Origin of the sequence: [Roseibacterium] beibuensis (assembly GCF_039542305.1) — a bacterium.
Lineage (GTDB): Bacteria > Pseudomonadota > Alphaproteobacteria > Rhodobacterales > Rhodobacteraceae > Roseibacterium > Roseibacterium beibuensis.
In genome coordinates, this window is record NZ_BAABHW010000002.1 from 874,976 (window position 1) to 888,874 (window position 13,899).

General features: G+C 67.9%; 10 protein-coding genes. 3 read left to right on the top strand and 7 right to left on the bottom strand.

The genetic code is table 11. The annotated features are described in order from the left end of the window. Positions 1–32: 32 nt before the first annotated feature. The 7 genes from addA to regB all read right to left on the bottom strand — a co-directional run bounded on the left by addA (position 33) and on the right by regB (position 11,863). On the bottom strand, positions 33–3,431 hold the full coding sequence (addA, locus tag ABD923_RS11060) for a double-strand break repair helicase AddA (RefSeq protein ID WP_259553942.1): 3,399 nt from the start codon (positions 3,429–3,431) through the stop codon (positions 33–35). After that, a complete protein-coding gene (gene addB, locus ABD923_RS11065; RefSeq protein ID WP_259553941.1) occupies positions 3,424–6,420 on the bottom strand; it encodes a double-strand break repair protein AddB in 2,997 nt (998 codons plus the stop codon). The genes addA and addB overlap by 8 nt, the downstream gene beginning before the upstream one ends. Next, on the bottom strand, positions 6,404–7,108 hold the full coding sequence (locus tag ABD923_RS11070; protein ID WP_259553940.1) for a nucleotidyltransferase family protein: 705 nt from the start codon (positions 7,106–7,108) through the stop codon (positions 6,404–6,406). The genes addB and ABD923_RS11070 overlap by 17 nt, the downstream gene beginning before the upstream one ends. Further along, positions 7,105–8,085 (bottom strand): aminoglycoside phosphotransferase family protein, encoded by a 981-nt coding sequence (locus ABD923_RS11075; protein ID WP_259553939.1) that lies wholly within the window; start codon positions 8,083–8,085, stop codon positions 7,105–7,107. The genes ABD923_RS11070 and ABD923_RS11075 overlap by 4 nt, the downstream gene beginning before the upstream one ends. Beyond that, complete coding sequence (gene tsaE / locus ABD923_RS11080) at positions 8,082–8,603, bottom strand: tRNA (adenosine(37)-N6)-threonylcarbamoyltransferase complex ATPase subunit type 1 TsaE (RefSeq protein ID WP_259553938.1); 522 nt, start codon at positions 8,601–8,603, stop codon at positions 8,082–8,084. Before tsaE ends, ABD923_RS11075 begins: the two co-directional genes overlap by 4 nt. Before the next feature lie 54 nt (positions 8,604–8,657). Further along, positions 8,658–10,349, bottom strand: a complete 1,692-nt coding sequence (locus tag ABD923_RS11085) for a PAS-domain containing protein (RefSeq protein ID WP_345229471.1) — start codon at positions 10,347–10,349, stop codon at positions 8,658–8,660. A gap of 110 nt (positions 10,350–10,459) precedes the next feature. Continuing rightward, complete coding sequence (gene regB, locus ABD923_RS11090) at positions 10,460–11,863, bottom strand: sensor histidine kinase RegB (protein WP_259553936.1); 1,404 nt, start codon at positions 11,861–11,863, stop codon at positions 10,460–10,462. Between the two features lie 105 nt (positions 11,864–11,968). On the opposite strand from regB, the gene ABD923_RS11095 reads away from it, so the two are divergent. The 3 genes from ABD923_RS11095 to ABD923_RS11105 all read left to right on the top strand — a co-directional run bounded on the left by ABD923_RS11095 (position 11,969) and on the right by ABD923_RS11105 (position 13,895). Next, the gene (locus ABD923_RS11095; protein ID WP_259553934.1) at positions 11,969–12,619 is read left to right on the top strand and encodes an SCO family protein; all 651 of its coding nucleotides are present in this window, start codon (positions 11,969–11,971) and stop codon (positions 12,617–12,619) included. Positions 12,620–12,749: 130 nt separating this feature from the next. After that, complete coding sequence (locus ABD923_RS11100) at positions 12,750–13,307, top strand: ActR/PrrA/RegA family redox response regulator transcription factor (RefSeq protein ID WP_259553932.1); 558 nt, start codon at positions 12,750–12,752, stop codon at positions 13,305–13,307. 87 nt (positions 13,308–13,394) lie between these two features. Continuing rightward, positions 13,395–13,895, top strand: a complete 501-nt coding sequence (locus ABD923_RS11105; protein ID WP_259553930.1) for a hypothetical protein — start codon at positions 13,395–13,397, stop codon at positions 13,893–13,895. Positions 13,896–13,899 lie beyond the last annotated feature (4 nt).

The window sequence follows — 13,899 nt, forward strand, 5'->3', positions numbered from 1 at the left end:
GGCACACAAGGTATGGACGGTCCTTGGCAAGGTCAAGCGGGCGGCGTGCAGGCAAGGGCGGCGCTCACCAGATCGTGGGGTAACGGCATCAGCGCGCGCGTCCGCGACCACAGGATCGCCACCTCGACCGTGCGATCCGGGTAGATCTGGCGCAAAAGTTCGTCATAGGCCCCCATCTGCCGCAACAGCCCCTCGGGCACCTGCTCGGGTCGATCCGGCGTGATGCGGTTGGTCTTGTAATCGACCGCCAGAACGTGGCTCTCCGACACGATAAGGCGGTCGATCACGCCCATCAGCGGCGCATTCAAGGCCTGGCTATGGCCGAACAATTCCACCTCGGCCAAGGCCTCGGGCGTGAACAGATGCGCCAGCGCCGCGTCGGTCAGCACGCCGGTCGCCTCGGCCAGCAACGGCGCAAGTTCGTCCGGCGTCACGTCGGGCGCCTCCAGCGCGGCGATGCCCGGCGCGGCCCCGGCCCAGGCCGGTTGCGGCAGGCGTGGCAGGTGTTCCAGCAGCAGGTGCACCAGCCGCCCGCGCCGCAAGGCGTCGGGTTCGCCATCGCCCACGCCCTCGCCCGGCAGAGCCTTGTCCCCGCCGAGGTCGGAGGGCGTGCGCAGTTTCGCAGGCCGTGCCTGTGCAGGCACCGGCGCATCCACCCATTCGGGCAGCGTCGGGCGGGGCGTCAGCGCCGCAACCGACCGCCCGCGCACGGGGAAATCTCCGCTTTGCACGCGCAGGCCGCGTCCCTCCACACCGGGAACGTCCAGCGGTGTGCACGCCATCCCCGCCATCGCCACTTCGACCGTCTTGTACCATGACGAGTCGTCGGCACGCCCGACATCCCCGGCGGCGGCCACGATCAGCCAGCTTTCCGCCCGTGTCAGCGCCACGTAAAGCAGGCGGTTCGCCTCTTCCCTGTCACGCTCCGATTTCGCAGCAAGGCCGTCGCGCACCGGGTCGGCCATGTCCCCGCGCGCCCCGGCCCAGACAAGCGGCCCACCCTCGGCCCGCACGAGGTTCACCCCCGGCGGCCGCCCGCGCCGCTGCGCGCAATCGGGCAGGATCACCACCGGCGCTTCCAGCCCCTTCGCGCCATGCACCGTCATCACGCGGATCATGCCGTGGGCCTGCGCAAGGTCGCGCTTGACCATGACCTCGCCGGTGTCCAGCCAGCCGACGAAGCCGGTCAGGCTCGGCACCTCCATCCGCTCGTAGTTCAGCGCCTGCGACAGGATCGCGTCGATGGCGTCCTCGGCCTCGGTCCCCAGTTGCGCGATCAGGCGGCGACGCCCGTCATGCCGGATCAGCGCCCGTTCCAGCAGATCGTAGGGCCGCATATAGTCGGCCTGGTCGCGCAGGTCGCGCAGCATGGCAACGGTCTTGGGCCACTCGGCCTCTCGCGTCCTGAGTGCGCGCCACAGGTATCCCTCGCGCGCATGGGCCAAGCGGAAGAGGTCATCCTCGCTCCACCCGCAGAGCGGCGATTTCAACACCGCAGCGAGCGACAGGTCATCTTCCGGCGTCGCGAGGAAGCGCATCAGCGCGATCAGGTCTTTCACCGCGATGGGCGCGGTCAGTTGCGCCCGGTCCACCCCCGCAATGGGAAGGCCGCGCTTCTTGATCTCGGAGATGATCGTGCGAAACAGCGCCGAGCGCCGCTGCACGAGGATCAGGATATCGCCCGCCTGAACCGGGCGGCGCGTATCGCCAACCTCGATCTCCTCGCCCTCGGCCAGCATCGCCTCGATCCGCTCGGCCACGAGGGCGGCCAGCCGCGCGCTGTGGTGATCTTCGGCCACGATATCGCGCGGGTCGTCCCAGTCGGGGTGTTCGGGATCGTCGGCCTTTGGAATGACGGGCCAAAGATCCACGCGGCCCGGCTTGGTGCCTTTGAAGGCCTTGTGTTCGATCCCCTCGCCCAAGCCGGGGGCCGCGCCGCCAGCGCAGACACGGTCGACAAGGTCGAGGATCGGCGCGGCAGAACGGAAGGACCACACGAGTTCACGGTCGGCGAGGCTCTGGCCGATCCCGCGCAGGCGGTCCGAGAACAGCGCCTTCATCCGGTCGAACTCGGACGGGTCCGCGCCCTGGAAGGAATAGATCGACTGTTTCTTGTCGCCTACGACGAAGATCGTGCGCGTCACATCGGCCCGCGCGCCCTCGCCTGCCGCGAAATCCTCGGCCAACCGCGCGACGATATCCCATTGGTCCGGGCTGGTGTCCTGGGCTTCATCTACAAGAATATGGTCGATCCCTCCGTCCAGGCGGAACAGCACCCATTGCGCGACGCCCGGCGTGTTCAGGAGTGTACGCATCTTGCCGATCAGATCATCGAAATCGAGCCAGCCGCGCGCCTGTTTCGCCTGTGCATAAGCGGGCAGAAAGGCGGCCGAGAACCGATGCAGCGCATGCGCGCGCTGCGCGGTCACGAACCCGACGCGCAGGGGGCGGGTCTCTTCCACCCGGTCGGTCAGATCGATCCAGCCCTGCAGCACATCCGGGTCGAGTTGGCTGCGCACGGCGGCATTGCCGATCGACGCGCCTTTGGCCTTGAACGGCTCCTTCGCGCTTTCGCCGCTCAGGCAGATTTCTTCGAGCATCTTGAGCGTCGAGAGGGTCATGTCCTCCCACGGCATCGCTTCGAGGACGCGGCGTGGCTTCGCCTGTTGCTTGTTTTCCGGATCGAGATAGGGCCAGATCGAATCGCAGATATCCCGCTCATCCCCGGTCAGGGCATGGGCGATGACGCCCTCCTCGGTCAGGCCGGGGTCGATCCCCAACCACGCGCAAATCTCGTCCCATCCCAGCGGGTCGGCCAACGCCTCGGCCTTGCCTGCCACAGCGCGGGCGAGCGAGATGATCCCGTCCTCGTCCGAGAGGTACGGCACCACTGCGTCGATCGCCTCGCGCCCACGGGCATCTTCGGCCATCTGGTCGAGGATCTCGGCGATCAGTCGGGCCTGTACGCGTTCGTCGATCTCGGTGAACCCGGGCGAAACCTGTGCCTCCAGCGGGAACCGCCGCAGCACCGAGGAACAGAACGAATGGATCGTCTGGATCTTGAGCCCCCCAGGCGCCTCGATCGCGCGGGCGAACAGCCGCCGCGCATCGCGCAGCAGGTCGGGCGTCAGCCGGTCGCCTTCGACCCCAACCTGCACCAGCACCTCGCGCAGGCGGTCGTCCTGCGCCATCGCCCATTCGCCCAGCCGCTTGAACAGGCGGTTCTGCATCTCCATCGCGGCGGCCTTGGTGTAGGTCAAGCACAGGATGCGCTCGGGCTGCACCCCGTCCAGCAACAGCCGCGCCACCCGGTCGGTCAGCACCCGCGTCTTGCCCGAACCCGCATTCGCGCTCAGCCAGGTCGAGGCATCGGGCCGCGCCGCGATCACCTGCGCCTCGGTGGCCTCGTTCATCGCCCCTGCCTCAGCCATCGTCCCGCCCCACCGGTTGCACGCGTGCCTCTTCGGTTTCATCCCATTCGCCATAGCGGGCGAGGTGGTCGAAATCGCGCGTGTATCGCGCCTCGAACACCGCGCGGCGCGAGGTATAGCCCGTGCCCGCATCGGCGAAATGCGCCAGCAGCCGCTGCAACCCCTCACGCACCTCGGCAAGGTCGGACGGCGTCGGATCATGCGCCACCGTCGCGGGTGACGCGCCAAGCCCCAGGTAGGCGATGCGCGCGACCTCGGCGGGGGTATCCTGCCGGTCGAATGCGCCGTTCTCGGCCATCAGCGCCTCGATCCAGAGTTGCTTGTTGAAGGCGCGTTCCTGTTTTTCGGTCGGAACGGAGCCGGTCTTGTAATCGTAGATCGCCACGCGACCATCGGGCAGCCGGTCGATCCGGTCGGCGGTGCCGCGCAGCGTCATGGCCGTGCCCGGCACGGCCCACTCCGCCCGGGTCTCCATCAGCCACGGCTCGGCGAAGCCCCGCCGCTCCCCCTCGGTTCGCAGGAAATGCGGCACGATCCGCGCGAGACGCGCGCGCCACAACCGCCGCGCCGCGGGCCATGGGGCCTGATCCTCCAACACGGCGTCGGCAATGGCCAATAGCCGGTCCGCCGCATCCATCGGCAGGCCTGCGCGCGTGTCCTCGACAAAACGGTTCAGCACGTCATGCAGAACTGTACCGCGCACCGCCGCATCCGGTTGCGGGCGCAACGGATCGAGCGGCTTCAGGCGAAGAACCTTGCGCGCGTAGATCTCGTATGGGTCTCGGATCAGCTTTTCGATCTGGGTCACCGACAGGCTGCGCGGGCGGGCGGGCGCAGGCGGCGCGGGGGCCGGTCGTGGCGCGGGCCTCGCGCCGTCCATCTGCTCGGGCGTGGGGCTGGCCAGCGCCTCGGCCAACGCGATCCACGCCTCGCCGCGATGGCGCATCTGCGCCAGCACCTGGGCGGAAACATCACTCGCCCCGCCCAGCAGGTTCGTCAGCCGGTTCAGCCAGCGTGCGGGCACGGTATCGGTCTCGGCATCGCGGCGGGCGCGCGACAGCCAGACCTCGGGCGCGGCGATGGCCTGCTGAAAATCATGCGCCGACAGCCCGATCACGCGGTCCGGCAGGCGCAACCCCGCCTCGGCCCGCAAGGCGCGGTTCAGCCAGGGATCGGCCTCGGGCGCGGCAGGCCATGTGCCCTCGTTCAACCCGGCAAGGATGACGAGATCCGCCCCTTGCACCCGCGCCTCTTGCGTGCCCCAGATCAGGACCTGCGCATGCGGCCGCAGCCCCTCGCGCACCTGCCGGTCCGAGATCAGGCCGCCGAACATGTCGGCATAATCGCGCGCGCTCATCGCGCCGCCAGCGTCGCCCTCGGCGCGCAGATCGGCGGCCAGTTTCGCGATCTCACGCCCGGCGTCTTGGAGATACATCTCGCCGGTCGTCTCGCCGGTGCGGCCCTGTGCCAAAGCTTCCGCGAGGGCGATATGGCGCTCCGCGTGCCGGGCAAACGGCTGCTCCCCCTCCACTTGAGGCGCGAGCAGCGTGTCGCACACCCAGTCGGCCCAAGCGCGCGCCTCTGCCTGTTGCTCGGGCTTCAACCTCTCGACCCAGTCGGCGAGGGTAGTCGGTGAGGGAAAGCCGGATTTGCCCCGCAGCCCGCCCAATTCGAATTCGCGCATCAGCCGCAGATGCGGGCCGCGATCCGCGCCGGAATGGCACATCGGGTTCGACAGGATTGCGATCAGCAACTCCGCCGTGATCGGCCCGGTGAAGACCTCGGCCACCAAACGCAGGAAGCGCCCCGCCACCGTCTGGTCCAGAGGCACACCCGCGCTGTCGTCCGGCGTGATGCGCCAACGGTCCAGAGCGGCGGCGACCTGCCGCGTCAGAACCCGGTCGGGTGAGACCAGAGCGGCGCGCTGCCCGTCGGCGACGGCCTTGCGCAGGCGCAGCGCGATGGCCCCGGCCTCGACCTGCGGGCTTGGGGCCTCCAACAGCGTGACCGCGCCAAAGGCGTGCTGCAGATCGGGCAGGCCCGGCCCCTCGTCGCGCCATTGGTCGGTGACCGGCGCAGGCCGCAGCGCCAGCGATACGGCGGCGTTGCGCGCGGCGTTCACCGGGGGCACCCCGTCCGCCCAGTCCGGCACCTGGGCCGGATCCAACCCCATGACGGACGCCACCTTGGCAAGGCGGAATTGCGGATGATCCTCGCCCGCCAGACCTTGCCCTTGTCGCCCCTCGAGCAGGCGATGCCAGATGGCCGCCGGCATATCCCGGTCGATACCGGGCAGGATGACGGCGCCCTGGGTCAAGCGCGCCACCGCCTCCATCAGACGTAGGGTCGCCCCCCGCGACCCGGTCGAGCCCGCAACGATCACCGGGTGATCGGGCGGTGCGACCTGCCATTGCCGGATCAGCCGGTCGGTCACACGGGCCGCACGCGCCTCGGGCGTCAGGGCGGCTTCCTCGGCGAAATAGCTGGTGATCGCGGTGACAAAGGCCTGCGCCCGCGCCCAATGGTCGGAATGCCCGGCGACGTCCAGATCGCGCACCATCTCGGGCGTGACCTGTTCCTCGAACATCTCGGCCATCAGATCGGCCAGGCTGTCGGAGAGGTCATAAAGCGCCGTGCGCGGGGCGAGGTCAGGCGTTCGGTCGATCAGCCGCCCGATCTGTTCGGCCAGCATCAGCCGCAGCCGCAGGGGCGAGATCGCGGGCGGCACCCCGGCCAGATCGGCGAGGTCGCCCAAGGCCGTGACAGGGCGTATGCGCGGCAAAAACCCCGCGCCCCGCTCGGCATAGAGCGTCTGGATTCGCCGTTGCAGCCGCGCGTTCGCGACGTGGATCTCGACCCGGGCAATCGCCTCGGGCGGTTGCCCCGCCATACGGTCGTCCAGCCCCTTGATGAGGGCCGAGCAGAAATCCACGCCGATGGGCGTGGCGAAAAGCCGTGGGCTGTCGCTCGGGTCAAACAGGCGTGTCACGTCGCACCATCTCCTCTGCCGCCACGATCCCCGCGGGATGGCCCATATCGGCCCAATGGCCTTGGTGAATCACGCCAAACAGGCGGCCCTCGTCCATCATGCCCTGCCAGATATCCCGCAGGGAAAACACCGCGTCCGGGTGGTTTGAAAGCGGGCCGGGGTCAAGGATCTGCGCCCCGGTATAGACCAGCCCGTCCGCCCCCTTGTCCCAGGTCAACCGACCCTCGGCATCCATCGCGAAATCGCCCCCGCCTTCGCGACCAACCGCGCGTGCGCGCGGAACCAGCAGCAAGAGCGCGCCCATCCGGCGCCCGTCCCACGCGGCTTCCAAGTCCGACAGTGGCGCCGCTTTGGACCAGACGGCATCCGCGTTGAGCGTGAAGATCGGATCAGCCCCAAGAAGCGGTAGCGCGTTCTTCACCCCGCCCCCGGAATCGAGGATCTCATCCACCTCATGCAGGAAATGCACGCCGGGATGATGCGCCGAGAGATAAGCCTGCATCTGCCCGGCGCGGTAGTGCCCGTTCACCGCGATCGGTTTGGCCTGCGCCGCCGTGGCGACCTCCAGCGCGTGGTCGAGCAGCTTGCGGCCGGCAACCTCGATCAGGGGCTTTGGCCGGTCGGCCGTCAGCGCGCCCATGCGCGTGCCAAACCCCGCGGCAAGGATCATGCAGGCACGAGACCTCATGCAGCACTCCAATGGGCCGTTCGGTCCAGAAGCTCCGAGACCGGCTGGTGCAGCCGTGCAAGCGCGGGGTTTTCCAAGGCCCGTGCGATCAGGCGGCGCGTGCGCGGCAGGTAATCCGCGTAGGCAGGTTTTCCAAATTGCCGCGACAACCGACGGAAAACGCCAAGAATGCGCAGATTGCGCTGAAGCGACAGGCAATCGATGCGCGCGGTCGCCGCCTCACAGGTTTCGTGGATCTGCGCCGAAAAATCTTCTAAAAGATTTTTGCGCCAAGTGTGCGGAACGTCGCGCCGAACATCGTCGAGAAGAGAGGCGAGGTCATAGCCCATCGGCAACCGCAGGGCATCCTGGTAATCCAGCAGCCCGATACGCGCCGGCCCTTGCCGATCCGGCATCCAGATCAGATTGTCGCCATGCATGTCGCGCAACGCGAAAACTGGCCCCCCCCCGGCATGGCGCGCCAGCGCATCGGCCAGCCCCACGCGCAAACGGGCGCGCAAGGCGGGCAGCTCGACGCCATCGGCACCGAGCATGTCAAAGGTCAGGTCGACCATGGCGGCCATCGCCTCGGCATTTGGCGCGCGCAATCCCGCGGGCGCGGATTTGGCGAGGATCGGCAAGAGATGCGCGGCCTGCCGATAGGCCGCCTCCGCCTCCGGGGCGCCCGTCTCCAGAAGATGAGACAGGGACAGGTCGCCCAAATCCTCCATCAGGAGGAACCCTTGGGCCGGGGCGGCCGCGTATTCCTCGGGCGCGGAGAGATCCAGATGCCGCAAATACCCCCCGACGCGCCGAAACGCATCGAAGGCCGCGCGGTCCGCCGTGCTGGCGACCGGGGCGCACATCAGGATCGCCCGCGCGCCCTCCGGATCGGTCAGGCGCAGGTAGTGCCGGGTGGAGGCATCGCCCGCGACGGGATCGAGGCGCGCATGGGCCCAGCCGCAGCGGTCGAGAAACTCATCCCTGGAAATGCTCATGCGACCCCGTCCAGCACAGACGCGATCCGGGCGCCAAGGTCCCCGCTGCCCGCTGACACCGTAAGGGCGCGGCTGTCCTCGCCCGTCACCCGGAACCGAAGCAGCGCGGCAGCGGCGGGCCACTCCGGCGCCATCCGCTCGGGCCATTCGACAAGGCAGATCGCGTCCTCCATCGCCGCCTCCAACCCGAGTTCGAAGATCTCGTCCGGGTGGCCCAAACGGTAGAGGTCGGCATGCCAGACTTCGGCCCCCGGTGCATCATAGGTCTGCACCAGCGTGAAACTGGGGGATGGAATGTCTTCTGCGGCACCCTCGGGACCCAGTCGCGCCCGGATCAGAGCGCGGGCGAAATGCGTTTTCCCGCTGCCCAATTCGCCCGACAGCAGCAGGGTGTCGCCGGCACTCAGCACCCCGGCCACGCGCTCTGCGACCCGCTCTGTCACCAAGGGGGAAAGCAGGTCGATCCGGGCACAAACGGGCCAATCGGGAAGGTCATGTGCGGGGGCGTCGGGGGTCATTTTCGCGAGTGTAACCATCCCCTGCCCCGCCGCAAGCAGGCTGGTGCGCGCGCCTCAAAGGGCCTTGGGATCGGGCGGGCTGTAGGGGGCCTGCGCGGGCTCGGCCATGCCCGCGACCGCAGCATGCGGCGCGGCCAGGGGCGGGGGCGCGCCGGCCACGCTGGCCGCAGCCTCGGACCAGCCCAAGGGGTCGGACATGCCGGACTCCAACGGCAGGAACCGGACCAATGTCGCGCCGCCCGCCATGGGCGAGACCCGACAGGCCAAACGCTCTCCCTCAAGCAAGGTGATCGTCTCGACCCATGGCGCACGTTCGATCTGGAAAGCTGCGAATTGTCGGATTTCGCCCCAGATGCCCGACGGAGCACAGCGCCCCTGCCACAGCCGCGTGGCATCGGCGAGGCGCGGGGCCACCTCGGTCAATCGCGGGTCGTCGCCCCACAGATCCGCATAGGCGGCGTTGGACAGAACCATCTGCCCGTCCCGCCCGAACACGGCCAGCGCGCTGGCCTCGTCGTCCAGCACGGATCGAAAAAGATCCAGCTCGGCCCGGAACCGCCGGGTCAGCGTCACCTCCTGGCTGATATCCTCGAACATGAGGGCCACGGCCCCATCGGGATGCGGCCGCCCCGTCACGCGCAAGCTTTGGCCATCGGGCAGCGTCCAGATCTCCTGATAGGTCCCCTCGGACGCCCCCTGTTCCAGCTTCGCGATCTCGTCGCGCCATCCCCGGTAGTCGCGCGGCTCGGGCATGCGGCGCGCCTCTCGCAACTGGTCGAGGAAATCGACGAGCGTCGGACGGGACGACAGGAATTCCATCGGCAGGTTCGACAGCGACGTCAGCGCGGGGTTGAAGGTCATCAACTCGCGCCGCCGGTCGAACACGGCAAGGCCGGTGGGCAGGCTGGCAAAGGTTTTCGACAGGGTCTGCATGAAACTGCGCAGGCTCGTCTCGGCCCGAATAAGCCGGTCGATGGGCCGCGCCGTGCAGATCGCGCCGCCATCCTCGGTGAGTTGGGCCGACACCTCGAACCAGGCCGGGGTCTCGGCGTCGGGCAGATCGACGCTGCAGCGGCGCGTCTTGCCGGCATCCGGCAATGGGGCGACCTGATCGGCGAAGATTTGCGGCAGGGGCCAGCCCAGCGCCACAGCCTCGTCGCCACCGCCAAGCTTGCGGTCCGCCAGCCCCAGATAGGAGGCATTGGCCCAAGCGATACGCCCCTCCCCGTCCTGCTTCCAGATCGGCATCGTCGCCGCGTCCAATGCAGTGCGCAGGTCATCCGCTTCTTCCTGAAGCTTGGCGAATGTGGCGGAATCGACCGCCGCGCGACCATCGGAAGCATTGGCCGGGCCGACCGACAGGATGACCCGCCCGTCTTCGTGCCGCCCGGCCACCGACAGCGCATCATGGCCCAGCGTGCCGGTCAGAAGGAAGGCCTCACCCCGCTTGCGCAGGGCCCGCATCCGCGCCGGAAGGTCCGGGTGCAGGTCGGCCAGGACACGGGCCAGGGCATCGAACGCGGTCGTGCGGTCGGCCTCTTCTGGCAGGAAGGCATCGTCCGAGGTCACGGGTGACAGCAGGTAACCTTCGCGAAACTCGTAGCGGTGAGGCATATCGATCAGGGGGCGCGCCATGCCCGCCGGGGCAAACCCGGCCCCACGCTGCGCCGGTGCCAACCGCGCGGTCAGGATCAACGCCGCCGCCGCCGTCAGCAGGCTGATCGCCGCGAAAAGCATGACCGTCATGCTGTCCGGAAAAGTCATTTCGTCCCCTCGACTTAGTGCACCCCGCGCGCACTCTGCGCGACAACGGTTAACAGGCCGTTAAGGACGTTTGGGCGGATTTACCGGGGCGATCAGGCCGTGATCGGCTGGTTTTCCCCAAGCGGACCGGTTGCCTGTTCCTCGGGCAGGACGATGGCGTCGCGCGGCCAGATGACCTCGACCATGGCGCCCTTGCGCTCGGGCGTGTCCTCGTCCGACAGGAACGGGTCCGAGGCATTGAGGAACGTCACCTTCGCACCCGACCGCTCAAGCAGTGTTTTCGCGATGAACAGGCCCAGCCCCATCCCCTCGTAGCCCGGGCGATGACTGTCGCTGTCGCGCGACCGGCGGCGCAGGAACGGGTCGCCCAGTCGCCCCAGCAGATCGGGCGGAAACCCGGGGCCGTCATCCACGATCTTCAGCTTGATGTCCTCGGCGCTCCACTGCCCTTCGATCCAGACGCTGGCCTCGGCGAAATCCACCGCGTTCTGCACGAAGTTGCGCAGCCCGTGGATGATCTCGGGCTTGCGCCAGACGGTGGGCAGCGCCGGGTCCGCCCCCTCCGCCGGGGAAAACAAACTGACGATGTCGATCCCGCGCGACGCATGCGGCTCAGCCGCTTCGCGAACGATCTCTTTCAGCGGGGCCGAGCGCATGTGCAGGTCGTCCTTTCCCGCCCGGCCCATCGACCGCATGATGTCGCGGCAGCGATCGGCCTGGTCCCGGATCAGGCGGGCATCTTCGGCCAGTTCGGGCATGGCCTCCAACTCTTCGGCCAGTTCGGTCGAGACCAGCTTGATCGTGGCCAGCGGTGTGCCCAACTCGTGCGCGGCGGCGGCCACCACGCCGCCAAGGTCGGTCAGCTTCTGCTCGCGGGCCAGCGCCATCTGTGTCGCCAACAGCGCCTGGCTCATGGAATGGGTCTCGGAGCTGATGCGGCGGGCATAGGCCGACAGGAAGACGATGCCGATCACGATCGCGATCCAGAAGCCGAGGATGTAGAGATCGGGCAGCGCCAGCACCTCGCCCGTGGCCAGCGTCAGGGGGATGTGGAAATAGACCAGAAGCGAAATCAGCCCGATGGCCAGCACCCCCAGAACAAGGGTCGAGCGCAGGGTCAGCGCCGTGGCCGAGATCGTGACAGGCCCGAGGATCAACAGCGCGAAAGGGTTGTTCAACCCCCCGGTCAGAAACAGAAGGAAGCTCAACTGCGCGAGGTCGAACAAGAGCGTCAGCATCGCGTCCCGGTCGCTGAGGCGCTGGTTCTCGGGAAAGATCGACATCGCGATGAGGTTCGACAGCACGCTCGCCCCGATGGCCAGGAAACACAGTCCCAGCTCCACCCGCAGCCCGAAATAGAAGCTGGCCAGAACCACCGTCAGCGTCTGCCCGAGGATCGCCAGCCAGCGCAGAACCAGCAAGGTCCGCAGCCGAACCCACTCGGTCCGCGTCTCCTGGCGTACAAAGTCGAGGGCGGGATCCGTTGTAAAAGCCATGAGGGGCGTTCCGTCGCAGGGACAAGGATGTGAATTGATAGGGCGCAGTCCCTAGGTATTCAACGTCACAGACCCCGACTATCCAGACCAAAGGGACCAAATCCAATGTCGCGCACCTATGCCGTTGCCTCGGTGATCCTGATCGCGCTGCTCCTCGCGGGGTCGGCGCTGGCCATCCTGATGGGCCGTACAAGTGGCGAGGCCGATATCTTCGCACAATGCCGTGGCAGCGCCGTTGCCGGAGGGGCCGATCTGGGCGGGCCGTTCACACTGGTCAGCGAGACCGGAGAGACCGTGACTGACGCCGACGTCATCACCGGGCCGACGATCCTCTACTTCGGCTATACCTTCTGCCCCGACGTCTGCCCGCTCGACACCGTGCGCAATGCCGAGGCCGTGGATATCCTTGACGCGACGGGCCACGAAGTGCTGCCCGTGATGATCTCGGTCGATCCCGAGCGCGACACGCCCGAGGTCATGGCCGCCTTCACCGAGAACGTGCACCCGCGCATGCTGGGCCTGACCGGCACGCCGGAACAGACCGATGCCGCCGCCGATGCCTACCGCGTCTATTACCGCATCAACCGCGAGGGCGACGACCCCTATTACCTCGTGGATCACTCGGCCTTCGCCTACCTCGTCCTGCCCGATTACGGCTTCGTGGAGTTCTTCAACCGCGAGACGACGCCGCAGCAGATGGCCGACACCACGGCCTGTTACATCGAGGCCGCCGGTGGAGCCGAATCCGGCTCCTGAGGCAACGACGGGCGAGTTCCCGCTATGCGACAGCAGCTTGACGGTGCGTACAATTTCTGCGCGACAAATTGACCCCGCGCGGCAGCAGCCTATAAGGGAGCGTGCAAAGAGTGGCAAAGGACCAATGCGCATGACGCAAGAACGCAGCCTCCGCGAAATCGGGCCGGACAAGTCCCTGCTGATCGTCGATGATGACGAGCCGTTCCTGCGCCGCCTGCAGCGCGCCATGGAAAAGCGCGGCTTCGAGGTCGAGGCGGCGGGCTCCGTCGTCGGGGGCAAGGCCATCGCCACTGCCCGTCCCCCCGCCTATGCCGTGGTCGATCTGCGGCTTGAGGATGGCAATGGGCTCGACGTTGTCGAAACCCTGCGGGAAAAGCGCCCCGACAGCCGCATTGTCGTGCTGACCGGGTATGGCGCCATCGCCACCGCCGTGGCCGCCGTCAAGATCGGCGCCACCGACTACCTGTCGAAGCCGGCGGATGCCAATGACATCACCGCGGCGCTGCTCGCCGAAGAGGAAGAGATGCCGCCGCCGCCGGAAAACCCGATGTCGGCCGACCGCGTGCGCTGGGAACATATCCAGCGGGTCTATGAGCTGTGTGACCGCAACGTCTCGGAAACCGCGCGGCGGCTAAACATGCACCGCCGCACGCTTCAGCGGATCCTCGCCAAGCGCAGCCCCCGCTGAACGCACCCGTGTTTTGCGACGCCGCCCCTGTTGCGCTATAGCGCGCGGGGAATCACCGCTTTGCATTCTTGCCCGAAAGTCCTGACCATGCGCCGCCCTGCCGCCCTGATCGCCCTTGTCGCCGCCACCACGCTGTCCGCCTGTGTCGGCACGCGCGAACCCGAGGTTCCGCCCTTCACGCTCGATGGGCGGGGGATCGAACCCACCGTTTCGGGGCTTCGCATCGATTTCGGCCGTGCACAGATCGGCGTGATCGACACCGTTTCGCGCCTGCTGGATGAAGAACCGGCCCAGGTGATCACGCAGACCGAATGTGGCGCGGGGCCGGTCACCGCCGCCCAGTGGGAAGACGGCCTGACGCTGAACTTCCAGGACGGCACGTTCGTCGGCTGGACGACCAGCGACCCGGACTTGCCCGTCACCAACGGCTTCCGCCCCGGTCAGCGCCGGGTCGAGATGCCCCAGGTCAGCTTCCAGGTCACGACGCTTGGGGACGAATTCGCCCGGGGCGCAGTTGCGGGCCTTCTGGACCCGACCGGCGAAACCGTTGCGCTGCTCTGGTCTGGGACAACCTGTTTCTTCCGGTAACGGG

Coding starts and splice junctions, on each gene's coding strand:
- ABD923_RS11075 (WP_259553939.1), bottom strand. CDS start 8,085: ATGAGCATTTCCAGGGATGAGTTTCTCGACCGCTGCGGCTGGGCCCAT.
- addA (WP_259553942.1), bottom strand. CDS start 3,431: ATGGCTGAGGCAGGGGCGATGAACGAGGCCACCGAGGCGCAGGTGATC.
- ABD923_RS11095 (WP_259553934.1), top strand. CDS start 11,969: ATGTCGCGCACCTATGCCGTTGCCTCGGTGATCCTGATCGCGCTGCTC.
- ABD923_RS11100 (WP_259553932.1), top strand. CDS start 12,750: ATGACGCAAGAACGCAGCCTCCGCGAAATCGGGCCGGACAAGTCCCTG.
- ABD923_RS11085 (WP_345229471.1), bottom strand. CDS start 10,349: ATGACGGTCATGCTTTTCGCGGCGATCAGCCTGCTGACGGCGGCGGCG.
- tsaE (WP_259553938.1), bottom strand. CDS start 8,603: ATGACCCCCGACGCCCCCGCACATGACCTTCCCGATTGGCCCGTTTGT.
- regB (WP_259553936.1), bottom strand. CDS start 11,863: ATGGCTTTTACAACGGATCCCGCCCTCGACTTTGTACGCCAGGAGACG.
- ABD923_RS11105 (WP_259553930.1), top strand. CDS start 13,395: ATGCGCCGCCCTGCCGCCCTGATCGCCCTTGTCGCCGCCACCACGCTG.
- ABD923_RS11070 (WP_259553940.1), bottom strand. CDS start 7,108: ATGAGGTCTCGTGCCTGCATGATCCTTGCCGCGGGGTTTGGCACGCGC.